We start from the raw sequence: 25,862 nt of genomic DNA, 5'->3' as shown, positions 1-25,862 counted from the left end.
ACATCTTGTCATTAGTTCACAAGGCATACTTTGCAGTTTTGGTTTTCTGCGAAGCATGACCGTAGCTATGATTCTCTGGAGAGTCTCTACATGGGCGCCGAAGGTGTACGCAGAAGATGTGATGCCGTTTGCACAGCTTCTACAATCTCTCAGGCAAAAGGACAGGGTTTTAAAAGCACTGAAACGAAGCATCATGTATACGGATTTCTCTGGAAAGTCGATAGTTTTTATCGGCTTTTTTCTTATTACTTATTTATTTTATTTACTTATTACTTATTTTTTTGCGCAGGTCGAAGGAGGCTGTCGGCCTGCGCGGTGTGATCCACAGAGGAGAGGAGAAAATTATGACTTTTACAGATGTACTGGGAAAGATCGATAATTTCGTCTGGGGAGTGCCGCTTATCGTACTCATCATGGGTACCGGTATTTTCCTGACCTGCAGACTGGGTGTGCTTCAGTTCCGTAAACTGGGCAAGGCGCTCAAGTACATGGTCAAGAACGAGGCAGACGGAATCGGTGAAGTGTCGAGCTTTGGAGCGCTGTGTACAGCACTGGCTGCAACTATCGGTACAGGAAATATCGTCGGTGTTGCAACTGCTATTATGCTGGGCGGACCGGGAGCTGTATTCTGGATGGTACTGGCTGCATGCTTCGGTATGGCGACCAAATATGCGGAAGGCCTGCTGGCTGTAAAGTTCCGCGTGGACAAAGGCGGCGGCAGATTCCTGGGAGGACCATTCTACTACATCGAAAACGGTATGGGCAAGAAGTGGAAATGGCTGGGCAAACTGTTTGCATTTTTCGCGTGTTGTGCCGGCGCACTGGGAATCGGTACCATTACACAGGTAAACGGTATTGCTTCCGCAACGAAATCATTCTTTGACCCGAACAATGAACACATGGTTTCCATCTTCGGAACGGAGTATTCCTGGGCTACCGTTATCGCAGCTGTTGTCGTAACGGTACTGGCAGCACTGGTTATTATCGGCGGGATCCAGAGAATCGCAAAGGTTTCTTCCGTTGTTGTTCCGTTCATGGCTATAGCATACGTTCTTATCTGTCTGGCTGTTGTAATCTATAATTACAAAGCGATCCCAAATGCTATTGTAGGAATCATTCAGAGCGCATTTGGTATCAAGGCGGCGGCAGGCGGAGCACTTGGTACTATGCTGATCGCGATGCAGAAGGGTGTTGCGAGAGGTATCTTCTCTAACGAAGCAGGTCTTGGTAGTGCACCGATCGCAGCAGCGGCAGCGCAGACGAAAGAGCCGGTAAGACAGGGGCTGGTTACTATGACCGGTACGTTTGTAGATACAGTCTGCATATGTACACTGACTGGTCTGACAATTATGACATCCGGTGCTTATGAATATTCCCAGGCAAATGGTCTGGAGGGAGTAGAAGTTACAGCAGCAGCATTCGGAAATGGTCTGCCGTGGGCATATTCGGCAGGCACGTTTGTTCTGATGACAGCACTTGCATTCTTTGCATTTACGACGATCCTGGGCTGGGATTACTACGCAGAAAGATCTCTGGAATACCTGACAGATAACATGAAGGCGGTCATGGTCTACAGATGGATCTACATCCTGGCTGTTTTGATCGGACCGTTCCTGACGGTATCTGCAGTATGGACCATCGCGAATATCCTCAATGCATTCATGGCGGTTCCAAACCTGATCGCACTGCTGGCGTTAAACGGAGTGATCGTGGCGGAAACGAGAAGCTATTTCAACCGTTTGCATGCGGGAGAGATCAGAGAGTTTGCGCCAAAGGAAAAGAAGAGAAAATAACAGTAAAGTACATTTCAATAACATAATTAGAAAAAGGAAATCGGAAATCTTTTCTGGTTTCCTTTTTCTAATGCAGAGCATATTTTTTGCATCATGAGCATACATATATACAAACAGAAGAAAAGGTTCCGTAGGGTACAAGGAGGAAGCGGGAATGCTCAATACAGAAGAAATCAGAAATAAAGAAGTGATCAATATTTACGATGGAAAAAGCATGGGTTTTGTCTGCGACATCGAGATCAACCTGAAGGAAGGCCGCATTGACGGGATCGTGCTGCCGGGCAACAAAAGCTTTATGAAAATTTTTGGACGTGAGACAAATGATTACATCGTGAAATGGAAATACGTGAAAACCGTGGGAGAAGATGTGATCCTGGTAGATGTTCCACCAGTTATGGATTAATCTTGGCAAATCATACGAGATGTAGTACAATGAGGATACACGAGTTACTGCATTGCACAAGGAGGGTCAAGATGAAGTGTCCGTATTGTGAAAATGAAGAGAGCCGGGTAATAGATTCCAGACACACGGAAGATGGACATGCCATCCGGAGAAGGCGAGAATGCGAGTCCTGCGGCAGACGGTTCACAACATATGAGAAGGTGGAAGAAATGATTCTCATGGTGATCAAAAAAGACGGTCGCAGAGAAGCCTTTGACCGCAGCAAGCTGTTGAACGGAATCATCAGAGCCTGTGAGAAACGACCTGTCTCTATTGCTGACATGGAGAAAATCGTAGATGAAATCGAACGCGGTCTGAACAATATGATGGAAAAGGAAGTCGACAGCACGTTCATCGGTGAGCTGGTAATGGAGCGGCTCAAGGATCTGGATGAGGTGGCATACGTTCGTTTTGCATCCGTGTACAGACAGTTCACAGATATAAATACTTTTGTGGCAGAAATCGAAAAACTGCTGACAAACAAGAAAAAAGAGAAATAAAGGAAGACAGCATGAAAGACATTTTTAAAGTTGCGATCGACGGACCCAGCGGGGCAGGCAAGAGCACGATCGCGAAAGCCGTAGCGAAGAATTTAGGGATCGATTACGTAGATACAGGAGCCATGTACCGCGCCGTAGGATATAAAGCCAGCAGCCGGGGCGTTTCGCCTGAGGACAGAGAAGCTGTAAAACACCTTATGGAAGACACGGATATCGATTTTGCCGATGGAGATATCATACTGGATGGAGAGATCATCAATGATAAGATCCGCACACCGGAAATCTCAAAGGCAGCATCTTTATATTCTGCGATCCCGGAAGTCCGGGAGAAGCTGGTGGAGATCCAGCGCAAAATGGGAATGCGCAAGAGCGTGATCATGGACGGCAGAGACATCGGCACGAATGTGTTTCGTGACGCAGAATACAAGATCTTTCTGACAGCATCTGCAAAGGAACGTGCCGAGCGCCGTTTTGAAGAACTGACTGCAAAGGGGCAGAAGGTGGATTTTGATGAAGTCCTCAGGGATATTGAAAAACGTGATCACGATGATATGACCAGAGCACTGAATCCCCTCAGAAAAGCTGAGGATGCAGTGGAAATCGACACCACAGGATTATCGATAGATGAAGTTATTGAACGTGTATTAAAGGAGATCAAGTAAAATGGCTACAGTAAAACCTTTTAAGGCGATCAGGCCTGATGCAAAGTATGCGGACAAAGTTATTTCACTTCCATATGATGTTATGAACCGTAAGGAAGCGGCAGAAATGGCTGCGGACGATCCGTACAGCTTTCTTCACATTTGCAGAGCAGAAATCGATCTGCCGGAACAGGAAAATGCGTATGATCAGTCTGTGTATGAAAAAGCAAGAGACAACATCGCAGAACGTCTTGCAAGTGGCGTGTTTGTGCAGGAAGATAAACCGGCTCTTTACATTTACCGTCAGATCATGGATGGACGTGTACAGACCGGGATCGTAGGATGTGTGGCAGTAGACGAATATCAGAACAACACGATCAAAAAGCATGAATTTACCCGTGTAGAAAAAGAAAAAGACAGGATCAATCACTTTGATGTGTGCGATGCAGATACGGAACCTGTATTCCTGACTTACCGGGATGACAAGCGGATCCGGACGATTATGGAAGGCTATGTGGCAAACCATGAACCGGAATATGACATTACTTCGGACGACGGTATACAGCACACGCTGTGGGTAGTAGATGATCCGGAACTCGTCAAGAGTCTGACCGGTCTGTTCGATGAGATCCCGGCCCTTTATATCGCAGACGGACACCACAGAAGTGCTTCTGCCTGCAAAGTGGGTCTCAAGAGAAGAGAAGAACATCCGGATTACACCGGCGATGAAGAATTCAACTTTTTCATGGCCGTTATCTTCCCGGACAATGATCTGAAGATCTTCGACTACAACAGAGTCGTAAAGGATCTTAACGGCAGCACCAGTGAAGAATTCCTGGACAAGATCAGGGAAGCCGGTTTTGATGTGGAAGAAAAGGGCAGTGATATTTATTATCCGGAAGGAAAGCATATTTTCGCTATGTTCCTGGACGGCAAATGGTACAAACTGACCGCCAGAGATTCCATTATCCCGGATCATGTGACAGAATCCCTGGATGTGGCTGTGTTACAGAACAGCCTGCTCCATCCGATCCTGGGGATCGAAGATCCGCGTACAGACAAGCGAATTGATTTCGTAGGCGGGATCCGCGGACTGGAAGAACTGGAAAAGAGAGTGAATGATGATATGGAAGTGGCATTTGCCGTATATCCGGTAGATGTCGATGACCTCCTTCGCGTGGCTGACAACAACATGGTAATGCCGCCGAAATCCACCTGGTTTGAACCAAAGCTGGGAAGCGGTCTGTTCCTTCATAGCCTGAAATAGGAAGAAAATCACGATACTGAATGAGCATAAGACTCCTCTGTATGGAAAAAATACATGCAGAGGAGTTTTTTATGGAGCAGATGAGACGAAATTTGAAGAGAGTGGTGTGGATCCTGGCTGTATTGATTCTGGCGCTTGTCGTGCGTCTGTTCTGGATCCAGATCCTGGGCAGCGAGGATCTGAAGCAGGCGGTCTGTGATCAGTCGCTTATATCGCTGCAGGGAGCTAATACCAGAGGTCTCATATATGACAGGAACGGGCTGCCGATGGTAGCGGATCACAAACGTTATCTCTATATCATCCGGAAAAAGGATATGGATTTTCAGGCTGCAAAGCTTCTGGCGTCTGCTGATGCAGAGGAAACGGGAAGCGGAGGGGATTATTATGTTTATTCTTCCCGAAAGTATAAAAAGACCATAGGCAAAAAACTCTGCGAAAAATACAATGCCTATATTTTGCAGGCGTCCTGCCGATATCAGGATCACCAGACGGCGGCGAATTTGATCGGGTATGTGAATCAGGGAGATTCCAGTGGTGCTGCCGGTCTGGAGCTGATGTGCGACCGGCAGCTTTCAAAGAGCTGCCGCAGGTTGTATGCAGCTGCTGATGTGAAGGGAAATCTTCTGCCGGGCAGAGGTCTGATCGCTGAAAGCGGGAAGAATGGCGGACGAGGAGAAGTGCGGACAACCATCGATAAAAAGCTGCAGGAAGAGGTGGAGACTGTGATGGCAGGCTATGAGGATGACTGTGCAGTCGTGGTCATAAAGAAAAGCAGCGGAGATGTTCTGGCGATGGCCTGTACGCCTGCGTTCAATCCAAATGATATAAGCGGACACATTGCTCGCAGCCAGAATGAACTGCTGAACAAAGCAACACAGGGAGAATACGCTCCGGGATCTGTGTTTAAAATAGTTGTAGCTGCCGCAGCACTGGAAGCAGGAATCCCTGCCGATCAGAAGTTCTGTTGTACAGGATCGGTCACATTAGGATCTCTGGAAGTGAGATGTAAAACAGGTGGCGAGGAGGGCCACGGAACGATCGGGATGCAGGAAGCTTTCGCTCAGTCCTGCAACAGTTATTTTATTCAGCTGGGACAGCGTACAGGAGAAAATAAGATCTGTGAGATGGCAAAAAAAATGGGACTGGGAAAACGGGCATTGAAAAAGTATCCGCAGCAGAGCACCGGTCATGTCATGACGGATCAGGAATGCAGCGGAGCCGGGATCGGGAATCTTTCGATCGGTCAGGGGCAGATGCTTGTCACCCCTCTTCAGATCGCCCGGATGACAGCGATAGTTGCCTCTGACGGGGTCGATCATGGTGCCCACATCCTGCTGTCAGAGAAGACAGGAAAAAGGCGGATCCTCAGCAAGAATACCGCCCGGCAGATCAGATCGATGATGTGCCGGGTCACGGAAGAAGGGACGGCACAGAATATGGGGCTGGTAGACCCGGATGGATCGGCGGCAGCGGCTGTCAAAACCGGGACTGCACAGTACGGCAGGCAGGAGGATGGTAACAGTTATGGCTGGCTTACGGGATTTACCCCTTGCAAAAATCCAGAGTATATTGTTACCGTTTTTGCAGGGGGATCAGATCGAACGGCTTCCGATGCCGGACCGTTATACAGGCGCATCGTCAAATACCTGAACAGTCACTATGACTAGATCGTATCGGAATGTAATTCTTCGTAAAGCTTTTCCAGAGCCTTTTTTTCGATCCGTGAAACATAAGAACGACTGATCCCTAAAAGCGCAGCTGTTTCGCGCTGTGTTTTAGGACGTGTGCGAAAAAGTCCGTAACGGTGGATCAGGACTTTCTGCTCTCGTGGAGTAAGCGTGTTGTGGATCGCAAGGAGCATGTGCTGTATCCGTATTTTTTCATGGATGCTGTCGACGATCTCATTTGGATCTGTTCCCAGGATATCGTTGAGATTGATTTCATTCCCGTCTTTATCCGTGCCTATGGGAACATTGAGAGACACTTCTGATGTGAATTTGCGCGATGCACGTATGCTCATCAGGATTTCGTTTTCGATGCAGCGTGCGGCATAGGTGGCAAGCTTTACTTTGCGGCTGCTGCGGTATGTATTGACGGCTTTGATCAGGCCTATGGTGCCGATGGAGATATATTCTTCCAGCATCTGCGGCTGGGTCGCATATTTTTTCGCGACATGTGCGACCAGGCGAAGATTGCGTTCGATGAGAATATGACGTGCCTGCAGGTCGCCCTGTTCATACTGCTTGATATAAAACTTTTCTTCTTTTTCAGTCAGTGGTTTCGGAAATGAAACACTCATATTATGTATCCCCCTCTATTGATTGTTACTATATGCAAAAAATAGAGGGGAAGTGCCTGACCTTCAGGAAAACGGCATGGCCTTATTTCTTCTTGAAGGACATGCAGTCAGTGCACTGGTCTACCGATGGGTTGCATTCATGTGTTCCCACAGTGATGCAGTCCAGGCAGCAGTAGTTTGCTGCATTGGCATGATGCTGACAGCTTTCTACCATACACTTGATGCTTTTGTTCATATCCATGATACTACCTCCTGTTCTTTTGTAACGACTTACGATGTTTAGTATGCCTCGTCATCCTGTAAATATAGCAGCAGAAATGAGAAATTATTTAAAAATACTTGGAAAGAATGGTATAATATGGTAAACTGTGAGAAATAAAACAATATTTTTTTCAGATTCATAGGAAAAGGGGGAATCGGGAACAATGAATATGAGACAACTGCCATCTGAGGAACGACCTCGGGAAAAACTTTTGCGTGCCGGGAAAGAAAACCTTTCTACGACGGAGATCCTGGCAATTCTTTTGCGGAGCGGCACAAAGGATCGATCTGCGCTGGAACTGGCTTCAGACCTGATCACGATCAGTCCGGATGGCATCGGATACCTGGCTGAATGCAGGCCGGAGGAACTGGCCAGCATACGGGGGATCGGTCTTACAAAAGCCTGTGAGATCCTGGCGGCAGTAGAACTGGGAAAACGGATCGCTTCCAGACCCTCTGCAAAGCGTATTCGCATCAGCAGCGCAAAGGATATCGCGGAGATTTTCATGGAGCGGATGCGGTATTACAAAAAGGAACATTTCGTAAGCCTCATGTTAAACGCGAAGGGAGAAATCATAGAAGAGGCCAATATTTCCGTAGGGGATCTCTGCTCCAGCACGACTCATCCCAGAGAGGTATTTGTGGATGCTGTACGACGCAGTGCAGGATCTGTGGTATTTTTACATAACCATCCTTCCGGGGATCCTGAACCTAGTGAGGCGGACGTGGAGACGACTGTGCGCCTTATGGAAGCCGGTGCGATCCTGGGGATCCCGGTACTGGATCACATTGTGATCGGAGATGGGAATTATGTGAGTATGAAAGCAAGAGGTATGATATAGTTGACAGTTCGCGGAAGACATTCGAAACATAGGATCATCGTGGGGTTTCTGGCTGTGATGGGCAGTATTCTGCTGGTGCGGCTGTTTCTTCTGACTGTTGTCGAGCACGATCGCTGGGACGACTATGCTGACGATGTTTCTTCCCGGGCAGTGTATGAAACGGCGCCACGCGGCGATATTCTGGATCGAAACGGGAAAAAGCTGGCGACAAGCAAGGCCGTCTATTCGATAAATCTCAGCAGGGTAAATCTTTCAGAAGAGGACGCTCTGGCAGCATCGGCAGAAGTGTTTAAAGTCTTAAAGGCAAATGATGAAGATATTGAAACGACACAGGAAGAGGTTTCTAAAACTCTTGAAAAAAAAGATTATCAGGCATATCTTCCTGTCACACTTTCTCGTCAGGTGTCCCGAGAAAGTGCGATGGAGATCATGGGAAAACAGCTCCCGGGAATTCAGGTCGCTGTCAATTATATCAGAGAGTATCCATACGGCTCTCTGGCGTCCCATGTGCTGGGATATCTGGGACAGATCTCAGAGAAAGAGATGAAGTCCTTTACGAAGGAGGATGGATATCGCAAGGATTCCAGGATCGGGAAATCGGGAATCGAACGAGCTTTTGAAAAAGAACTGCATGGACAGGATTCGGTCAGCCGCGTGCAGATAGATGCCGGCGGACGAGTGACGAAACTTCTGTCAAAAAGCAAGGCTAAAAAAGGAAAAACGATCCGGCTTACTTTAGACTGGCCGCTGCAAAAAACCGCGGAGGCGGCTTTGCAGCAGGCTCTTGAACAGGCAGCGGCCGGAGGCGTTTTTCACAGTGAGTACGGAGATCATTCCATGACGTATGCGAAAAATGCAGCGTCGGGTGCAGCGGTAGCGCTGGACGTGAAGACGGGACAGATCCTGGCTATGGCCAGTGCGCCGGATTTTGATCCCAATGATTTTGCTGTGTCGATTTCCCGGGAAAAGTGGGAATCTCTGCAGCGGAAGAATCTGCGTGATCCTATGAGTCCTGCGCCGTTGTACAATGTTGCGACCATGAGTGCGGTGCAGCCTGGATCTACTTTTAAGCCGATAACGGCGCTGGCAGCGCTTTCCTGCGGGCTGGATGAGAATCGGTATCTGTATGATGGCGGGCATGTGGAACTGGGCGGGAAGTCCTACGGGTGTATCCTGTGGAATCGCAGCAGAAAAACACATGGGTATGTAGACCTGAGAAAAGCTCTGGCGGTTTCCTGCAATTATTATTTTTATGACATTGCTTCAGGAGAGGATCTGGCATCAGGCACGTCACTGGGTTATGAACAGAAGATGGATAATGAACGAATCCTTTCTTATGCAAAACGCATGGGGCTGGGGCTGAAAACAGGCATAGAACTTCCGGAAAGCAAAGGAATTTTGCCATCGGAAAAACGAAAAGAAAAACAGCTTCAGCAGAATCTGAAACAGTACCTGCTGGAGGAACGTGAAACATTTTTCAAGGAAGAATTTTGCAGGAACGATGCGAAACTGGACGATTTGGTAGAAAAAATCGTAAATTGGAGTGATAAGGGCTTGACTTTAGAGGAAATTATAGGCAAACTAAAAAAGGAGAATGCCATAGTGAAGGATCAGACAGATCGTCTGGCCAGCGTCTGTAAGTACGATTATTTCGATCAGATGCGCTGGACGCAGGGTGACACCTTTAATCTTAGCATAGGACAGGGAGATCATGCGTATACAACACTTCAAATGGCAGAGTACATGGCCACCCTTGGAAACGGGGGCATCAGAAACAGTGTATCGCTGACTGCCGATGTTTCTTCTAAAAGAAGCAGGCAGTTTTCCAGAAGTCAGAAGACCAACGAACACATCCAATGTATTATAAGAGCCATGACAGGTGTGACCGAAGGAGAAGATGGATCTTTACGAGGACTGTTTGAGTCGTTTCCATATACTGTTGCTGCGAAAACAGGAACGGCACAGCGGACAGGATTCATCAGCACGGAGGAAGAATCCTCCTATTTAAAGCGTAATCTGCACCTTATTGCACCGGATCTTACTTATGCGCAGGTGCAGGCTGAAAGCCAGCGGCTTCAGGAGAAGTATCCGGATTTTTATACGTCTGAAACAACAGCTCTGCGCAGAGCTGTCATCAATCTCAGCAAGAACAATATCACATACGATGCGATAGATGCTTATAAAGAAAAATATGATAGTTTTGCATGGACCGTGGCACTGGCTCCGGCGGATGATCCGCAGATCGCAGTGGCTGTTATGCTGGTGCAGGGCAAGACATCTTCAAATGCGGCACCGATCGCAAGAGAAATCATAGGAAAGTACGGAGAAGACAAAGGATGGGAAAAGTAATTTTAGTTTCATCAGGCAAAGGTGGTACCGGCAAGACGATGTTTTCGGTAAATCTGGGAGCATTGCTGGCGGAGAAAGGCTACAAGACCATATTACTGGACATGGATATGGGACTGCGTAATATGGATCTGTATCTGGGCATGGAAAATAAGGTCGTATACAACATCATGGATGTGATGTCTGGGATCTGCCGGATAAAGAAGGCGATGATACAGGTGAACGGTTTTACAAATCTGTACTTTATGGCGGCTTCCCCGCGAAGAGATGACAGGGATATCACGCCGCTTCATATGGAGATCCTATGCAACAAGCTGAAGCGTTACTTTGATTATATCGTTATCGACTGCCCGGCGGGAATCAACGATCTGTTTGATGTGGCACTGGCTCCGACTCAGAAAGCCGTACTGGTGACAGAACCGGAAATGGCGTCGCTTAGAGATGCTGATGTAACAGAGAGATATCTCACGGATCATGGCATCACGGATACGTATATCGTGATCAATAAAGTTCGGGCAGATCTTATGCGGACCGGCATGATACCAAGCCTTAGCGTCATAGCTAACATGTTCAAGGGGCAGATCGCCGGGATCATACAGGACGATGACAATATCCATATTTCGACCAATAAAGGAATCCCGATCGTGTGTAAAAAAGGCACATACATAGAAGAGAATTTTCAGGATATCGCTTACCGGATCCTGTTCCAGTAATGAAATGCTGAACGGTAGACAGACACTTTTAACGTGTCTGTTTTTTTTATAAAAACTCCCGGAAAATTTCTTAAAACCCTATTGACAAGAGTATTATGATACGATACAATCAAGAAAACTTAGAAAAGGAAGTAAACATATCGACACACTAGGAAATGACAGAAAAGGGGTGGAGTAATCATGGATAGGAGGGTGAAACAGGAGGATCTGAAGAAGATCGAAGAGCTGATCCAGACTGTGAAATATGGAACAGTGATGTGACATCCGAAGATCAGTTTGAGGCTGAAAAGTTCTTAGCAGAAATAGAAAAATAAGATAAAAGACGGTGCATGGCATAAAACTGTGCATCGTTTTTTCTTTGCAGAAAACCCGGGGAGAGAACTTTGCAGAAAAAAACAGGTTCAGAGCTTTTGACGAGCGCTGACGCTGAGAAGAAAGCCGCAGCTGATCATGGAAGCCAGCATGGAAGAACCGCCGTAGCTTAAAAATGGCAGAGTGATGCCGGTAACGGGCATGATCCCCAGATTCATGGCAATGTTCTCAAAAGCCTGGAAGGAAAACATTGCGCCGATACCGGATGCCAGGAGAGTCCCTTGCAGATCGGAAGCGTATTTAGCGGTTTTCCAGGTATGATACAGGAAGAATGCGAAGAGAAGGATGATGAGAAGACCACCGAGGAATCCCAGTTCTTCCACGATAGCGGCAAAGATGAAATCCGATTCCGGTACTGGCAGGAAGCCAAGAGAACTCTGGGTCCCGTGGAGGTAGCCTTTGCCTGAAAATCCGCCGGATCCGATGGCTGTTTTAGCATTCCAGACCTGATAGTTTCCGGGAAGACTGAGATCATCCGGGTGGAGGAATGCATCGATCCGGTTTTTCTGGTATCCAGCCAGCAGAGAATAGATTATTGGCAGAAATCCGCAAAGGATCAGGAATGCACGTCCGAGCTGCTTCAGCTTAAGACCGGAGCAGAAGACCATGAAGATCCAGATGACGCAGAAAACACAGCCGCTGCCCAGATCTTCTTTTGCAACAATAAGAATATAAGGCAGTGCGAAGAGGGCGGCTTTCACAATGCCACAGGGAGTAGAAAGCTGCTCTTTTTTGCGCGAGAGGTAAGATGTCAGGATCAGGATAAAAATCAGTTTGGCGATCTCCGAGGGTTGAAAGGTAAGCATGCCGAGGCTTATCCAGGAGCGGGAACCGTAGGAAGAAATGCCCAGCCCTGGGATGTAGACAGAAATGAGCAGGAGGATCCCGGCGGGATAGAGATATTTTTCCAGGCCAATAAAATATCTGTAGCCCAGATTCATGACTGCTGCTGCAAGAGCAAGACCGACTATCAAGGCTGCAGATTGTATAAAAACTTCCCGGGAAGGAAAGGTCCCCTGTCCGGATGCAAGGCTCATCAGGCTGAAAATGCCCAGAATAGACAGCAGAATCGGTGAGATCATCACAAAGCGGCTGCAACGGCTCAGAATTTGCAAAAAATTGTTCATCGATTGACTCACTCCATTTTCTTGACGAGGTAGCTTAAAAAGTCTATAATAACATTGTGTGCTTTTAATAAAATTTTATTACTGTTTGAGTAATGTTTTGATATTTACAAGTAACCTGGATTTGAGGCTAAAACCTGGAAATGAGAAATGGAAAACAAGACTGAAATGAAAACCTGAAAAAAACAAATGAAAAGGAGGAGACCGTATGATGGTGTCAATAATTTTGATGATCGTTATTGGACTAGTCATGCTTGTCATAGGCATACTGGTTGGATATATACTGCGTAAATCGATCGGCGAAAAGACCATCGGCAACGCAGAACAGAAGGCAAAAAATATGATCCTCGACGCGGAAAACAGAGCGGAAACCGTGAAGAAGGAGCTGGTGCTGGAGGCCAAGGAAGAGGCTCACCGGCAGAGAAATGATCTGGAGAAGGAGATCCGGGAGCGGAGAAACGAAATTCAGAAATCGGAACGCAGACTGATCCAGAAAGAGGAATCTATCGACAGAAAACTTGAAAATATTGAAAAGAAAGAAGAAAGCATAATAAATAAAGAAAAGAGCATCACAAATAAACAGCAGGAAATGGATAAGGTGCTTAAAAGACAGCTGGATGAGTTAGAAAAGATCTCCGGCTACTCTACGGAACACGCACGGGAAATCATACTGCAGAAGGTAGAAAAGGAAGCGCGCAGCGATGCGGCAGCCCTGTATAAGGACATTGAGAGCAAGGCCAAGGAAGATGCAGACAAGAAAGCGAAAGAAATCATCACTGGAGCGATCCAGCGTTGTGCTGCCGATCACGTGGCAGAATCCACGGTATCTGTAGTACCGCTTCCTAACGATGAAATGAAGGGTCGGATCATCGGTCGTGAAGGTCGTAACATTCGTGCGATCGAAACGCTGACAGGAATCGATCTGATCATCGACGATACGCCGGAAGCTGTGATCCTGTCCGGTTTTGATCCGGTAAGAAGAGAGATCGCAAGACTGTCTCTCGAAAAGCTGATCGTGGATGGGAGGATCCATCCGGCACGGATCGAGGAAATGGTAGAAAAATCCGAGCGAGAAGTGAAAGCCATCATCAAAGAGGCCGGTGAACAGGCAACCTTCGATGTGGGCATCCACAACCTCCATCCGGAGCTGGTTAAACTGCTGGGACGCCTGAAATACAGAACGTCTTACGGACAGAATGTACTGAAGCATTCCGTCGAGGTAGCTCAGCTGGCAGGTCTGATGGCTGGCGAACTGGGTCTGGATGTGACACTGGCAAAGAGAGCCGGACTGCTGCATGATATCGGTAAAGCTCTGGATCACGAACGAGAAGGTACTCACGTTGATATCGGCATCGAAGTGCTGCGTAAATATAAGGAATCCGAAGCTGTTATCAACGGTATGGCAGCTCACCACGGCGACTACGAGCCGAAGTCCATCGAGGCGGTTCTCATTGCAGCGGCGGATGCACTTTCTGCAGCGAGACCTGGTGCGAGAAGAGAAACGCTGGAATCCTATATCAAGCGTCTGCAGAAGCTGGAAGAGATCGCCAATACAACAGAGGGCGTAGACAAGTCCTTTGCGATCCAGGCAGGAAGAGAGATCCGCATTATCGCCAAGCCGGATGAGGTGGGCGACGATGGCATCGGACTTCTGGCACGTGACATTTCCAAGAAGATCGAATCGGAACTGGAGTATCCGGGACAGATCAAGGTCAATGTTGTCAGAGAAACAAGAGCAGTTGATTATGCAAAATAATTCAGAAAGGCGGATTTTCGGATCCGCCTTTTTTCCAGAAGGAAGAAGAATATGATATATATCGATAACAGTGCAACAACAAAACAGTATCCGCAGGTGACGGAGACGATGATGAAGTATATGGAAGAGTATTTCGGCAACCCGTCGTCTATGTACCAGCTGGGGCTGGACAGCGAGAAGGCAGTCAAGCATGCCAGAAAACAGGTGGAAGAGGCTATGGGAGCCGGAAACGGGACTTTGATCTTCACCTCTGGCGGGACAGAAGCGGATAATACTGCCATCTTTGGTGCAGCAAGGGCGCTGCGCCGTCGTGGAAACAGGATCATCACGTCTGCCGTAGAACATCCGGCTGTGCTGGAATGCTGTAAACGTCTGGAGCAGGACGGTTACGATGTAGTTTATGTTGGTGTGGATGACAAATGCAGACTGGATCTTGAGCGGCTTGAGGATGCGATCGATGAAAACACCATCCTGGTGAGCCTGATGCAGGTCAACAATGAAGCTGGAACCATCATGCCGGTGGATGCGGTCAAGGATCTGATGAAGAAAAAGAACGCACCCGGCTGGTTTCACTGCGATGCGGTGCAGAGCTTCGGAAAGCTGCAGGTTCCGGAAAGCGCGGATCTGATCTCCGTCAGCAGCCATAAGATCCACGGTCCTAAGGGCGCGGGAGCATTATTTGTGAGAAAAGGAATCCATCTTCCGGCACTCATCGAAGGCGGTGGGCAGGAGCACGGTAATCGCTCCGGCACGGAGAATGTCCCGGCTATTACGGGGTTTGGAACGGCGGCGGAGCTTTCTGCAAAGGATCGCGATGAGGAATGTCAGCGTGTCTCAGTAATGCGCCGCGCACTGCTGAAAGGCCTTAAGGATAATCTGGAGGATCTTATAATCAACAGCGTAGAAGAAGACGGTGTGGCGTCTGGTCAGTGCTGCAGCTCCATCCTGAATATCTCGTTTCTGGGAACGCGGGGCGAAGTGCTGCTCCACACCTTGGAGCAGGACGGTATATACGTATCGACAGGTTCAGCGTGTTCGTCCAACAAAAAAGGCCAGAGCCATGTGCTGGGAGCCATGGGATTAAAGGATAGGGAAATCGAAGGCGCACTGCGATTCAGCTTCGGACGGTTTAATGAAATCGATGAAATGGAGATCGTTGTGGACAAAGTGACGGCGGCAGTGAAGCGTTTCCGCAGGCTGGGAAGTTTCCGGTAGCCGCGGAGCGTGCTTTGCAGGAAAAACCGCAGAGCGGACTTTGCAGGAATGGCAGGAATGCGCAGAGCGAAGCCTGCAGAATAGAAGATAAGGGAGAAGATTGACGTATGGATACGAAAAAAGAACATATTTTTATTGTGAGATGCGGGGAAGTTGCTCTGAAGGGCATGAACAAGCCGTATTTTGAACGGATGCTGGTGGAGCGGATCAAGAAGCTTTTAAAAAAGTTCGACGGCATCAGTGTCAAGAGACAGGAAGGTCTGATTTTCGTTCGCGCAGACGGAGCACTGAATAAGCAGGAGATCATCCATGAGATCTCCAAGGTGTTCGGTGTAGCGTCCATCAGTCCGGCGGTGGAGTGTGAGAGCACCATGGAATCCATCGGCGAGGCTGCTGTAAAGTATATGCTGGAGGCCATTGAGGAGAGAGGCATCAAGACCTTTAAGGTCGAAGCGAAGAGAGCGGACAAGAACTTTCCGGTGAAGTCTCCGGAGATCGGCAGACAGATCGGTGCGGTGGTATTAAAGGGTTGCAAAGTTCTTAAAGTGGATGTGCATCATCCGGACTGTCTTCTGTTTGTGGACGTTCGACACGATAAATCGTATATTTACCAGGATAAGATCGCTGGATTCGGTGGTCTGCCGCTGGGAACCAACGGCAAGGGTCTGTCCCTTCTATCCGGCGGGATCGATTCTCCGGTCGCTACCTGGATGATGGCCAAGCGGGGCATGATGATCGAAGCGATCCACTTCCATTCCTTCCCGTACACCAGCCAGAGAGCACAGGAAAAGGTGGAAGATCTGGCTTCCATCGTAGCGACCTACTGCGGACGGTTCAAGATGCACGTGATCAATCTGCTGCCGATCCAGGAACAGATCGTGGCAAACTGTCCAGAAGAAGAAACGACGATACTGGTGCGCCGGTTCATGATGCGGATCGCACAGGAAATCGCTAAGAATACAGGCTGCGGAATGCTGATCACCGGGGAAAACCTGGGACAGGTGGCCAGTCAGACGGCAGAAGCTCTGGTGGTGACGGATCAGTCAGTTTCCCTGCCGGTCATGCGTCCGCTGATCGCTATGGATAAGGTGGATATCATGGATAAAGCGCAGGAAATCGGCACTTACGAAACGTCCATCCAGCCTTATGAGGACTGCTGCACGGTATTTCTGCCGAAGCATCCTGTGACCAAGCCGAAGCTGGATCGGATCCTGGCGTCGGAAAGCAAGCTGGACTGTGAGAAACTGATCGCAGATGCAGTGGCATCGGAAGAGATCGTCGACATTTTCCCACAGTAAAGGCGAAAAGTAGAATCTTTTCAACAGTATCTCTTAAGGACAACCCCTTTTGTGAAGACTATAATAGTAATGTAGTCTTTGCAAAGGGGGATTTTTTATGGAAGTCATGTTTCGAAGCTCAGGAAATGTACTGATTACGTTATTAAGAGGTGATATCGATCATCACACGGCGTCGGCGCTGCGTCATACTATCGATCAGTCCATGAAGGAGTTTGGGTGCAGCGATCTGGTGATGGATTTTTCGGGTGTTGGATTTATGGATAGCGCAGGTATCGGCGTTGTGCTGGGGCGGTATAAAAAAATGGTGAAGTCAGGCGGCAGGATCTGTATCAGCGGATGCAGTCCGCATGTGGCACGGCTTTTAGAAATGGCAGGCGTATTTTCGCTGGTGCAGCAGGCGGATACCCAGAGGCAGGCGGAGTTGATGCTGCAAAGCGCTCCGCAGATGACAGGGGAGGTTTGATCGATGAACAATAGAATGAAAACGGTGTTCAGTGCGCTGGCGGAAAATGAAGCATTTGCCCGGTCTGCTGCCGCGGCGTTTGTGATGCCGCTGGATCCGACGGTGGAGGAGCTGACGGAGATCAAGACAGCCGTATCGGAAGCAGTGAGCAACAGCGTGATTCACGGATATTCCGGCTGGGAAGACCGGTCACAGGCCATGGTGGAGCTGGAATGTGAAATCAATGGGAATGGCCGGGTGACGATTATCGTGAGCGATCACGGTCGCGGAATCGCCAACGTGGAGAAAGCCATGCAGCCGCTGTTTTCTACAGTGGAAAGCGAAGAGCGCTCCGGCATGGGATTTACGGTAATGGAAAGCTTTATGGACAAGCTGCAGGTGAAGTCAGAGGAAGGAAAAGGGACTGCCGTGACGATGACGAAATATCTGGATCTGGTCAGTGCCCTATAAATATGTACCGGTTGCTAAGGAGGATACATACAAACTAATTGACGCAGCACAAAACGGAGACCGCCGGGCGCGGGATCTGATAGTCGATCAGAATATCGGGCTGGTAAAGAACCTGGCAATGAGATATGCATCGGGATACTATGAGCCGGAGGACCTGATGCAGGTAGGATTCGTGGGACTGGTCAAAGCCATCGACCGGTTCGACACGGGCTATAACGTTATGTTTTCGACCTATGCAGTCCCGATGATAATGGGAGAAATCAAGCGTTATATCCGTGATGACGGTAAAATCAAAATCGGCAGACAGATGAAAACAGAGATGAAAAATCTCAAGAAACTTCAGCAGGAATATTATCATAAACATGGCGTCAGTCCGAGAGTCAGCTGGCTGGCTGATAAGATGGGGATCTCAAGGGAGCATGTTTTGGAGATCCTGGAAGCTATTGAATCTCTGTCCAGCATCGAGAGTCTGGACAATGAAGCGATCCCGGAAGGAATGCACGGTGGTGAATACGTGGATGAGGAGGCGCAGAATGTAGATCTTATCGATCTGAAGACCGCCATCCGGGATCTGGAGGAACGGGAGCGACAGATCATTGTCCTCCGCTACTTCAAGGACATGACTCAACAGCAGATTGCCGGGATCCTGGGGATTTCCCAGGTCCAGGTCTCACGTATCGAGAAGAAAGTGCTGGAGCGGATGCGGGAGAAGATGATGGGGTAGGAGTGCGGGATGCTAGTGCTGGGAGGCAGGGGTTTGGAGCCTGGGATTCTAGTGCTGGGAGGCAGGGGAGCATAGCCCTTTGTTCAGTGGGCAGGAGACCACGTTTTTATCTGCACTATGAATTCCCAGATCGAAAATTATTTGATCTAATTGGGAATTAATCTCTCGATTCAGATGTTTGCTTGCATCATGAATTCCCAGATTTGATTTTTTCAAAGCCATATGGGAAGTTCGATACTGTAAATGTTTCAAGATCCATGCGCGGCACACATTATGATTCCTCAAAAGATATAAAAACTGTTTTTCTGGGAACTGTTTTTCTCTGCGCTGTAAATATCTTGTAAAGCAGTTCCCAACTTGCTGTTTTATTTTGAAAAATGGGAATTCATGAAGGAAGGCACAGATCATAAGAAGTAAAAAATCCAAATCAAGGCCGTTTTTTTTCGTGATCTGGGAATTCATGATTTCCCGGCCGCTCAGGCCCTTTCGGCTTCGAGTCCCTCTATTCTATGCACACAAAAATAAAAGCACCCACTTCATAGGTGCTTTCATTTTGGCGCGCCATTAGGGACTCGAACCCCAAACCTCCGCATTCGTAGTGCGTTACTCTATCCAATTGAGCTAATAGCGCTTATTCAGTTTACAACATTAATAATTATACACTAGACACATGGGGAATGTCAAAGAAAATTTTGTGCTGCAGAGGATTTTTTTGACGGATATATTTATAGCTGATATTAAGTTTTCTTTTTCTTAAACATTTATTGCCGTACCTCTTGACATTAGAGCTACTCCAACCTTTATAATAATACCAGTGATAGACAACAGAGGTGCTTTATAATGAAACCGGGATTTACAGTAGGAGAAACGGCACGGATCTGTTCAATATCGGCAGATACGCTGCGTTATTATGATAAAATCGGTCTGATTCATCCTAGCGTAATGGGGGAAAATGGATATCGATATTACAAGTATGAGGACTTCCTGTTTTTAAATACGATCAAGTATCTGAAAAAACTGGGTATGCCTCTGGCAGATATGAAAAAGCTTTTTGATCGTCGATGCAAAGAAGCTACCCGGCAGAATTTTTTTCTTCAACTGGATCAAATCAACAAGCAGATCGGGGAACTGCAGGGCATTCGGTTGCAGTTACTTAGAAACATCCATTACTTTGATCTTACGGACAATCTGGATCTGGAGAAACAGGAGCCTGAAATCCGGGAATATCCAGACAGGCTGGCGATTTTATCACATGGAGAGAGTGTGAAACGAAAATCACGGATCAAAGAGCAGAATGTTTCGGCTGACTTTTCTAAAGGAAAATCCTATGATATGCTTCTAAGTGATGTTTTAGAGGAGCTCGGTCAGGAAAATTTCTGGAGTATGGGTCCATCGATCTGTGTTAAGGCGAAAGGAGATATTCTTTCTGGACGATTTGACAGGCCGCGTGCGGCAGGGAATATGCTGGTGGGAGAATCGCAGAGCAATAAAGCGAAAAAGGTGCCGGGCGGATCGTATGCTTGCCTGTATCACGGTGGCAGCCTGGAGCACATGGAGGAAAGTTACCAGCGGCTTCTCAAGTATATTGAAGCGAATAATCTTGAAATCACAGGGGACATCTACGAGATTTTTCTCGTGGACACCATCGATACGAAAATCGATGAGGAACTGGTGACTCACATCCAGATCTCGGTGAAGCGGCGAACGCTGTGAATCTGTCGGGAGCGGGTAGCAGGCGAGGAGACCTCATACCATAACTTAGCAATTTGTTTTTCATGAAAGAAAAAAGAAATAGTAAACTGCGATATGCTGCTGTTGATCAAGTACCGACAGTAGCATATTGTAGTTATAGCAGGAGAGAAATTAATGAAACGACTTTTAAATATTGATTTCGCACTAGTTCAGGCTATCTACTGGATGCTGTACACGGTAGCAGGATCCTTTGTTTCTGTGCTGCTGCTGGAAAAAGACTACACCAATGCGTCCATCGGGACGATCATCGCGGTGGGCAGTGTGCTGGCTATCCTTCTGCAGACGGTGATCACCCATGTGACGGATCGGTCTTCCCGCTTGGACAGCATCGGAATGATCAAGATGCTGACTTTGCTTTTGGCGGCTGGCGTATTTGCGGTACTCTTGATCGGTGAAAAATCCGCAGCGCTGACCATCGCTTATGTAGGCGTGATCATCCTGCATACCGCCATGCATCCCTTCGTCAATGCTCTCAGTTTCAAGCTGGAGGAGACGGGCCTGCAGGTCAATTACGGCGTGGGACGGAGCATGGGATCCTTGGCGGCTGGCGGTATCAGCTTCGTGCTGGGCTATCTGGTTGTCTGGTTCCAGCCGGAGATCGTCCTATATCTGGCACTGGTAAATCTGGCCCTTCTGACGCTGGTGATCTTCGCTACCGGGCATCATTACAAGAAGACTATGTCGAGCCATAAGGATATTCCGAAGAATTTTGATCCTGCAAAGAATCCGGCGCGGCAGTCTATCGGAATTCTGGAGTTTATGCGGCGCAACCGGATTTTTGCATTTATGAGCCTTGGCATTATCGCTTTGTTTTTCGGCAATGTGATACAGGAAAATTTTACGCTTCAGATCGTACAGGGTATCGGTGGGGATACCAGCGATATGGGCGTTGTGATCTTGCTCCTCTGCGTTTGTGAAATGCCGGCGATGATCGCATTTCATAAGTTGAAAATGCACTTTTCCTATGTTTTTTTGCTGAGGCTGTCAGCTGTGTTTTTTACCATCAAAATCTTCGTGATGTACCTGGCTGATTCTATGGTGGTGTTTTATCTGGCGCAGCTCTGCCAGATCATCGGGTATGGGCTGCTGTTCCCTGCTATGGTCAGTTTTATCGATGCCATCATGGATAAGGGGGAAGCTTTACGTGGACAGGCCATGTTTACGGTAGCCATCACCCTGGGAAATATTATCGGAAGCGTCGCAGGAGGCATGATTCTGGACCTTTGTAGCTCGAAGATGCTCCTGCTGACAGGGACACTTGTTTCCACTGCGGGAACGCTTCTCATCGTGCTGCTCGTAAAGCTGGTCAGCGCCAGTCATCTCAGCGTGGATAAGGATGCAGTTCACAGGAAAAACACATAGATATGTTTGACAATTTTACCTGAAAAAGAGTAAAATAAGAACGGTAAAAAACGGAAGGGAGAGATTCAAATGACAAACGAAGTAATCCAGAATATAATCACGAGAAGATCTATCAAACAGTACAAGGATCAGCAGATCACGGACGAAGAACTGCAGACGGTTCTCCATGCTGGACTGTATGCGCCGTCCGGCATGGGAATGCAGAGTCCGGTCATGGTAGTGGTGCAGGACAAGGATACTATGGCTCAGATCGTTCGTATGAATGCGGCGGTCATGAACGCTACCAGCAATCCGTACTACGATGCACCTACAGTCATTCTGGTATTGGCTCCGACGGACAGAACCACATACATCGAGGATGCAAGTTGCGTGCTGGATACCATGATGCTTGCAGCTCATTCCATCGGTCTGGCTTCCAGATGGATCCACAGAGAACGTCAGATGTTCGAAACAGAAGAAGGCAAGAAGCTCATGAAGAAATGGGGTGTCCCGGAAAACTTTGCAGGTGTCGGAGCGCTGGCTCTCGGATATGCTGACTGTGAACTTCCTGAGCCAAAGGAGAGACGAGAAGGCAGGATCATCTACGCAGATAAATAAGAATCAAAAAATGAGGTGGGATTTTGTGTCTCATCTCATTTTTAGATTTGATTGTTTGATGGATTTGTAGTATTATATACAAAGGGGAGGTACGGCGTATGACAGATCGGACATCCGGCGGACAGCAAAAGCTGGAAGCCCATGTGGCAAAAACGCTGCAGGAAAACAACATACAGCAAAAGGATTTGATCAATGGCATGATGCAGGCGGATGATGCCGGCTGTTGCTTTGCTGATAAAACCATTACCTTTGCTTTCCCCGTTCAGCCATGGCAGGCAAATCGGGCAGGACATCTTCACGGCGGGATCATATGCACGGCATTCGATATTACGATTGCTGCATTGACCCGTTTTTTTGCGGGCAAAAACTATGCGCCGACTATCAGTCTGGACGTCAAGTTTATTCGGCCTGTTAAAGTGGGAGACAGGATGCTGGTTATTGCAAAGGCTATCGCCACGGGACGGCGGATCACCCAGTTGACCTGTGAAGCGTACAGTGAGCAGACAGGGAAGCTGGTGGCGTCGGGTGCGTCGGTTTACATGAATGTGGACACGACAAAAGAGCATCAGAACAGCGAACAGGATCCCTCAGATCAATGATAGAAAATGCGGAACAAGTGCTTGCATAAACATTTGTTTTCGTGTATAATTATTTATAACGAAGCGACAGAAATGTCGCTTATTCACTGTGTAGAATAAGATGATGGAGAGAATTATGGTAAAAACGATCGAAGAAATGGAAGGTTTGATTTATCTGGAAGATGGGACCGTGTTTAAAGGAATCGGCTTCGGCGCACGGGGAACTGCTGTGGGAGAGCTGGTTTTCAACACATCCATGACAGGTTATCAGAAGATCTTGACAGACCCGTCCTATAAGGGGCAGATCATTACGATGACCTACCCGCTGATCGGAAATTACGGGGTCAGTGATATTGATAATGAGTCCGATGGGATTCATGCATTTGGACTTGTGATCAAGGATCTGTGTGACATGCCTTCTAACAGCAACAGCGTTATGAGCCTGGATCAGTGGCTCAGGGAGCAGAATGTTCCCGGTGTGTTCGGTGTTGATACAAGGCAGATCACAAAGAAAATCAGAAAGTTTGGAACGGTGAAATGCCTTATTAGCACAGAAGATATCTCAATCGCGGAAGCGAAGGAGCTTTGCAGCAAAGGGGAGCTGAGAGGCGACTGGATGAAGGAGGCTTCTACAAAAGAAAAGTATGTTCTGGAACCAACTGCTGTGACGGAAGAAAAGCCGTATGAGGTGGCTGTTCTGGATTTCGGTGTAAAAACCAATATTCTGCGTTGCCTGCAGGTGAGAAACTGCAGACTTACCGTGTATCCGTACGGAACACCTGCGGCGGAAATTTTGCAGGAAAAACCGGATGGCATTTTCCTGACCAACGGACCTGGAGATCCGGAGGAAGCAAAAGAAGCTATCGAGGAAGTACACAACCTGATAAGGACCAGCGAAGTGCCGATGTTCGGTATCTGTATGGGACATCAGATCCTGGCGCTGGCTCTGGGCGGCAAGACATATAAACTGAAGTACGGACACCGTGGAGGAAACCACGGAGTATATGACAAGGAAACCAAACGTTCCTATATCACTTCACAGAACCACGGATATGCTGTACAGCACGAGAGTATTATTCTGAAGGGAATGGAAGTAACGCACCTGAATCTGAACGACGGAACGGTAGAAGGTATGGAGCATCGTGATCTGCCTATTTTCTCGGTACAGTTCCATCCTGAAGCATCTCCGGGGCCGGATGACAATGCTTATTTGTTTGACAAGTTTATCAACAGAATGAAGGGGGACAGGGAAAATGCCTAAGAAAACATCACTGAATAAGATCCTGATCATCGGATCAGGTCCGATCGTTATCGGACAGGCAGCAGAATTTGACTATGCCGGAACACAGGCCTGCAAGGCGATCCGGGAGGAAGGCATCGAAACGATCCTGGTCAACAGCAACCCTGCCACCATCATGACTGATAAAGGAATCGCGGATAAAGTATATATGGAGCCGCTGACGGAAGAGGCGCTGGAACAGATCCTAGACAAGGAACGTCCGGACGGCATGCTGGCAGGATTTGGAGGACAGACAGGTCTGAATCTGGCTATGGAGCTGGATCACAAAGGCATTCTGAAAAAATACGGCACAGAGCTTCTGGGCGTTAACCGGGAAAGCATCAAAAAGGCGGAAGACCGGGAAGAATTCAAGAAGCTGATGCAGGAGATCGGCGAGCCGATCCCGAGCAGCATCATCGCAACGTCTATGGAAGAATGCTACGACTTCGTCAAGGAAGAAGGCTTTCCTGTGATCATTCGTCCGGCATATACACTGGGCGGCACAGGCGGCGGTATCGCAGAAAACATGGAACAGCTGGAGATGCTTTGCTATAAAGGCATGGAGAACAGTGCTATCGGACAGATCCTGCTGGAAAAATCTGTAGCAGGATGGAAGGAAATCGAGTACGAAGTGATCCGCGACGGCAGAGACAACTGCATCATCATCTGCAGCATGGAAAACCTGGATCCGGTAGGCGTACATACAGGTGACAGTATCGTCGTAGCCCCGACGCAGACGCTGCGTGATGCAGAATATCAGATGCTCCGTGACGCATCTATTAAAATAATACGCAGCCTGGGAATCAAGGGCGGCTGCAACGTGCAGTTCGCACTGGATCCGGATACGGGAAAATATATCGTAATCGAGGTAAATCCTCGCGTAAGCCGTTCTTCGGCTCTGGCTTCGAAGGCGGCAGGATATCCTATTGCCAAGATCGCAGCTAAGATCGCGCTGGGATACAATCTGGATGAACTTTCCAATTATGTAACGCAGACTACGAGTGCCTGCTTCGAGCCGGTTCTCGACTACGTTGTCGTAAAGTTCCCGAAGTGGCCGTTTGACAAGTTCCGGACGGCATCAAGGCACCTGGGTACCCAGATGAAAGCCACCGGTGAGGTCATGTCCATTTGCAGGACCTTCGAGAGTGCGCTGCTGAAAGCCCTGACTTCCATCGAGATCAAGTGCGACGGTCTGCACATCCCGTTTGTGTCCAACCTGAACGACGAGGACCTGATCGAGAAGATGAAGGCCTGCGACGATGAACGTATCTTCTGTATCGCGGAAGTGATGCGCCGTGAACTGATGGACGTGGAAGCTTTGTATCAGATGCTCAAGATCGACCGCTGGTTCCTTAACAAGATCCAGGGGATCATCGACATGGAGCACCAGCTGCAGAAGGGGCCTCTCACCAAGGAACTGGTTTACGAGGCAGAATACCGCGGCTTTACTGACAGTGATATCATCGAGCTGTCCGGCATTTCCAGAGATGTTTTGCAGGACATTCGTGTATATAATGACATTTATCCGGTATATAAAATGGTTGATACCTGTGGTGGGGAGTTTGATGCGGTAACGCCGTACTACTACTCCTGCTACGACGAAGAAGATGAGAGCGTGCCGAGCCACGAAAAGAAGATCCTGGTTATCGGTTCCGGTCCGATCCGGATCGGTCAGGGTATCGAATTTGACTACTGCTGTGTGCAGGGCGTATGGGCTATCAAGGATCTTGGATATGAAGCTATTATCATGAACAACAACCCGGAAACCGTAAGTACCGACTTTGATAC

The 25,862-nt window shown here is 48.1% G+C and carries 24 protein-coding genes, 1 tRNA gene and 1 riboswitch; of the genes, 21 read left to right on the top strand and 4 right to left on the bottom strand.

Annotation, left to right across the window (positions count from 1 at the left end):
- Positions 1 to 65: 65 nt before the first annotated feature.
- Positions 66 to 175: riboswitch (glycine riboswitch) on the top strand.
- 169 nt (positions 176 to 344) lie between these two features.
- From H8876_RS09460 to H8876_RS09435, 6 genes are all read left to right on the top strand, one after another.
- Complete coding sequence (locus H8876_RS09460; protein ID WP_249287541.1) at positions 345 to 1,793, top strand: alanine/glycine:cation symporter family protein; 1,449 nt, start codon at positions 345 to 347, stop codon at positions 1,791 to 1,793.
- 154 nt (positions 1,794 to 1,947) lie between these two features.
- Entirely contained in the window at positions 1,948 to 2,196 is a 249-nt protein-coding gene (locus tag H8876_RS09455) for a PRC-barrel domain-containing protein (RefSeq protein ID WP_249287540.1), read from the top strand.
- Between the two features lie 71 nt (positions 2,197 to 2,267).
- Positions 2,268 to 2,735: a transcriptional regulator NrdR gene (nrdR, locus tag H8876_RS09450; RefSeq protein ID WP_249287539.1), complete on the top strand. Its 468-nt coding sequence runs from the start codon at positions 2,268 to 2,270 to the stop codon at positions 2,733 to 2,735.
- Between the two features lie 11 nt (positions 2,736 to 2,746).
- Complete coding sequence (gene cmk / locus H8876_RS09445) at positions 2,747 to 3,397, top strand: (d)CMP kinase (protein WP_249287538.1); 651 nt, start codon at positions 2,747 to 2,749, stop codon at positions 3,395 to 3,397.
- Position 3,398: 1 nt separating this feature from the next.
- Positions 3,399 to 4,643 (top strand): DUF1015 domain-containing protein, encoded by a 1,245-nt coding sequence (locus H8876_RS09440; protein ID WP_249287537.1) that lies wholly within the window; start codon positions 3,399 to 3,401, stop codon positions 4,641 to 4,643.
- Between the two features lie 71 nt (positions 4,644 to 4,714).
- Positions 4,715 to 6,310, top strand: coding sequence for a peptidoglycan D,D-transpeptidase FtsI family protein (locus H8876_RS09435; protein WP_249287536.1), 1,596 nt, complete (start codon positions 4,715 to 4,717; stop codon positions 6,308 to 6,310).
- On the opposite strand, the gene sigK is transcribed toward H8876_RS09435, so the two are convergent.
- Positions 6,307 to 6,942, bottom strand: a complete 636-nt coding sequence (sigK, locus tag H8876_RS09430) for an RNA polymerase sporulation sigma factor SigK (protein WP_249287535.1) — start codon at positions 6,940 to 6,942, stop codon at positions 6,307 to 6,309. The genes H8876_RS09435 and sigK overlap by 4 nt on opposite strands.
- A gap of 82 nt (positions 6,943 to 7,024) precedes the next feature.
- Positions 7,025 to 7,183: a DUF1540 domain-containing protein gene (locus H8876_RS09425; protein WP_177264947.1), complete on the bottom strand. Its 159-nt coding sequence runs from the start codon at positions 7,181 to 7,183 to the stop codon at positions 7,025 to 7,027.
- Positions 7,184 to 7,367: 184 nt separating this feature from the next.
- Here H8876_RS09425 and radC point away from each other — a divergent pair, with 184 nt between their 5' ends.
- Genes radC through minD form a run of 3 tightly spaced genes read left to right on the top strand, consistent with a single transcriptional unit; the run spans position 7,368 to position 11,104 of the window.
- On the top strand, positions 7,368 to 8,045 hold the full coding sequence (gene radC / locus H8876_RS09420; RefSeq protein ID WP_177264948.1) for a RadC family protein: 678 nt from the start codon (positions 7,368 to 7,370) through the stop codon (positions 8,043 to 8,045).
- Positions 8,046 to 10,394: a penicillin-binding transpeptidase domain-containing protein gene (locus H8876_RS09415; protein ID WP_249287534.1), complete on the top strand. Its 2,349-nt coding sequence runs from the start codon at positions 8,046 to 8,048 to the stop codon at positions 10,392 to 10,394. It begins immediately after the preceding gene.
- Positions 10,382 to 11,104, top strand: coding sequence for a septum site-determining protein MinD (gene minD, locus H8876_RS09410; RefSeq protein WP_177264950.1), 723 nt, complete (start codon positions 10,382 to 10,384; stop codon positions 11,102 to 11,104). Before H8876_RS09415 ends, minD begins: the two co-directional genes overlap by 13 nt.
- Before the next feature lie 401 nt (positions 11,105 to 11,505).
- Here the strand turns inward: minD and H8876_RS09405 are convergent, their stop codons facing one another.
- Positions 11,506 to 12,603 carry an FtsW/RodA/SpoVE family cell cycle protein gene (locus H8876_RS09405; RefSeq protein WP_249287533.1) on the bottom strand — a complete coding sequence of 366 codons (1,098 nt, stop codon included), beginning with the start codon at positions 12,601 to 12,603 and terminating at the stop codon, positions 11,506 to 11,508.
- Positions 12,604 to 12,808: 205 nt separating this feature from the next.
- Here H8876_RS09405 and rny point away from each other — a divergent pair, with 205 nt between their 5' ends.
- The 6 genes from rny to H8876_RS09375 all read left to right on the top strand — a co-directional run bounded on the left by rny (position 12,809) and on the right by H8876_RS09375 (position 18,506).
- The gene (rny, locus tag H8876_RS09400) at positions 12,809 to 14,356 is read left to right on the top strand and encodes a ribonuclease Y (protein WP_249287532.1); all 1,548 of its coding nucleotides are present in this window, start codon (positions 12,809 to 12,811) and stop codon (positions 14,354 to 14,356) included.
- A gap of 51 nt (positions 14,357 to 14,407) precedes the next feature.
- Positions 14,408 to 15,571: a cysteine desulfurase family protein gene (locus tag H8876_RS09395; protein WP_249287531.1), complete on the top strand. Its 1,164-nt coding sequence runs from the start codon at positions 14,408 to 14,410 to the stop codon at positions 15,569 to 15,571.
- Between the two features lie 107 nt (positions 15,572 to 15,678).
- Positions 15,679 to 16,869 carry a tRNA uracil 4-sulfurtransferase ThiI gene (thiI, locus tag H8876_RS09390; RefSeq protein WP_249287530.1) on the top strand — a complete coding sequence of 397 codons (1,191 nt, stop codon included), beginning with the start codon at positions 15,679 to 15,681 and terminating at the stop codon, positions 16,867 to 16,869.
- A 97-nt stretch (positions 16,870 to 16,966) separates the two neighbouring features.
- Positions 16,967 to 17,332, top strand: coding sequence for an STAS domain-containing protein (locus H8876_RS09385; RefSeq protein WP_249287529.1), 366 nt, complete (start codon positions 16,967 to 16,969; stop codon positions 17,330 to 17,332).
- Between the two features lie 3 nt (positions 17,333 to 17,335).
- Positions 17,336 to 17,782 carry an anti-sigma F factor gene (spoIIAB, locus tag H8876_RS09380; protein ID WP_177265279.1) on the top strand — a complete coding sequence of 149 codons (447 nt, stop codon included), beginning with the start codon at positions 17,336 to 17,338 and terminating at the stop codon, positions 17,780 to 17,782.
- Complete coding sequence (locus tag H8876_RS09375; RefSeq protein WP_177265278.1) at positions 17,772 to 18,506, top strand: sigma-70 family RNA polymerase sigma factor; 735 nt, start codon at positions 17,772 to 17,774, stop codon at positions 18,504 to 18,506. The genes spoIIAB and H8876_RS09375 overlap by 11 nt, the downstream gene beginning before the upstream one ends.
- A gap of 554 nt (positions 18,507 to 19,060) precedes the next feature.
- Here the strand turns inward: H8876_RS09375 and H8876_RS09370 are convergent.
- Positions 19,061 to 19,137, bottom strand: a tRNA-Arg gene (locus H8876_RS09370).
- Between the two features lie 209 nt (positions 19,138 to 19,346).
- On the opposite strand from H8876_RS09370, the gene H8876_RS09365 reads away from it, so the two are divergent.
- The 6 genes from H8876_RS09365 to carB form a co-directional block, all read left to right on the top strand.
- Positions 19,347 to 20,219, top strand: a complete 873-nt coding sequence (locus H8876_RS09365; protein ID WP_249287528.1) for a MerR family transcriptional regulator — start codon at positions 19,347 to 19,349, stop codon at positions 20,217 to 20,219.
- Positions 20,220 to 20,372: 153 nt separating this feature from the next.
- Positions 20,373 to 21,620 carry an MFS transporter gene (locus H8876_RS09360; RefSeq protein WP_249287527.1) on the top strand — a complete coding sequence of 416 codons (1,248 nt, stop codon included), beginning with the start codon at positions 20,373 to 20,375 and terminating at the stop codon, positions 21,618 to 21,620.
- A gap of 69 nt (positions 21,621 to 21,689) precedes the next feature.
- Positions 21,690 to 22,217, top strand: coding sequence for a nitroreductase family protein (locus tag H8876_RS09355; protein ID WP_249287526.1), 528 nt, complete (start codon positions 21,690 to 21,692; stop codon positions 22,215 to 22,217).
- Between the two features lie 98 nt (positions 22,218 to 22,315).
- Entirely contained in the window at positions 22,316 to 22,816 is a 501-nt protein-coding gene (locus H8876_RS09350; RefSeq protein ID WP_249287525.1) for a PaaI family thioesterase, read from the top strand.
- 115 nt (positions 22,817 to 22,931) lie between these two features.
- Positions 22,932 to 24,056: a glutamine-hydrolyzing carbamoyl-phosphate synthase small subunit gene (carA, locus tag H8876_RS09345; protein ID WP_465250744.1), complete on the top strand. Its 1,125-nt coding sequence runs from the start codon at positions 22,932 to 22,934 to the stop codon at positions 24,054 to 24,056.
- On the top strand, positions 24,049 to 25,862 hold a 1,814-nt coding region (gene carB / locus H8876_RS09340), incomplete at its 3' end, for a carbamoyl-phosphate synthase large subunit (protein ID WP_249287524.1). The genes carA and carB, both read left to right, overlap by 8 nt.

The organism is Lentihominibacter faecis (assembly GCF_014306095.1).
Taxonomy (GTDB): domain Bacteria; phylum Bacillota; class Clostridia; order Peptostreptococcales; family Anaerovoracaceae; genus Lentihominibacter; species Lentihominibacter faecis.
This window is presented reverse-complemented; position numbering and strand designations above follow the sequence as displayed.

Bases quoted from the DNA above. Each gene is read 5' to 3' on its own strand.
- H8876_RS09460 (WP_249287541.1), top strand. From the start codon at position 345: ATGACTTTTACAGATGTACTGGGAAAGATCGATAATTTCGTCTGGGGA.
- H8876_RS09455 (WP_249287540.1), top strand. From the start codon at position 1,948: ATGCTCAATACAGAAGAAATCAGAAATAAAGAAGTGATCAATATTTAC.
- nrdR (WP_249287539.1), top strand. From the start codon at position 2,268: ATGAAGTGTCCGTATTGTGAAAATGAAGAGAGCCGGGTAATAGATTCC.
- cmk (WP_249287538.1), top strand. From the start codon at position 2,747: ATGAAAGACATTTTTAAAGTTGCGATCGACGGACCCAGCGGGGCAGGC.
- H8876_RS09440 (WP_249287537.1), top strand. From the start codon at position 3,399: ATGGCTACAGTAAAACCTTTTAAGGCGATCAGGCCTGATGCAAAGTAT.
- H8876_RS09435 (WP_249287536.1), top strand. From the start codon at position 4,715: ATGGAGCAGATGAGACGAAATTTGAAGAGAGTGGTGTGGATCCTGGCT.
- sigK (WP_249287535.1), bottom strand. From the start codon at position 6,942: ATGAGTGTTTCATTTCCGAAACCACTGACTGAAAAAGAAGAAAAGTTT.
- H8876_RS09425 (WP_177264947.1), bottom strand. From the start codon at position 7,183: ATGGATATGAACAAAAGCATCAAGTGTATGGTAGAAAGCTGTCAGCAT.
- radC (WP_177264948.1), top strand. From the start codon at position 7,368: ATGAATATGAGACAACTGCCATCTGAGGAACGACCTCGGGAAAAACTT.
- minD (WP_177264950.1), top strand. From the start codon at position 10,382: ATGGGAAAAGTAATTTTAGTTTCATCAGGCAAAGGTGGTACCGGCAAG.
- H8876_RS09405 (WP_249287533.1), bottom strand. From the start codon at position 12,603: ATGAACAATTTTTTGCAAATTCTGAGCCGTTGCAGCCGCTTTGTGATG.
- rny (WP_249287532.1), top strand. From the start codon at position 12,809: ATGATGGTGTCAATAATTTTGATGATCGTTATTGGACTAGTCATGCTT.
- H8876_RS09395 (WP_249287531.1), top strand. From the start codon at position 14,408: ATGATATATATCGATAACAGTGCAACAACAAAACAGTATCCGCAGGTG.
- thiI (WP_249287530.1), top strand. From the start codon at position 15,679: ATGGATACGAAAAAAGAACATATTTTTATTGTGAGATGCGGGGAAGTT.
- H8876_RS09385 (WP_249287529.1), top strand. From the start codon at position 16,967: ATGGAAGTCATGTTTCGAAGCTCAGGAAATGTACTGATTACGTTATTA.
- spoIIAB (WP_177265279.1), top strand. From the start codon at position 17,336: ATGAACAATAGAATGAAAACGGTGTTCAGTGCGCTGGCGGAAAATGAA.
- H8876_RS09365 (WP_249287528.1), top strand. From the start codon at position 19,347: ATGAAACCGGGATTTACAGTAGGAGAAACGGCACGGATCTGTTCAATA.
- H8876_RS09360 (WP_249287527.1), top strand. From the start codon at position 20,373: ATGAAACGACTTTTAAATATTGATTTCGCACTAGTTCAGGCTATCTAC.
- H8876_RS09355 (WP_249287526.1), top strand. From the start codon at position 21,690: ATGACAAACGAAGTAATCCAGAATATAATCACGAGAAGATCTATCAAA.
- H8876_RS09350 (WP_249287525.1), top strand. From the start codon at position 22,316: ATGACAGATCGGACATCCGGCGGACAGCAAAAGCTGGAAGCCCATGTG.
- carA (WP_465250744.1), top strand. From the start codon at position 22,932: ATGGTAAAAACGATCGAAGAAATGGAAGGTTTGATTTATCTGGAAGAT.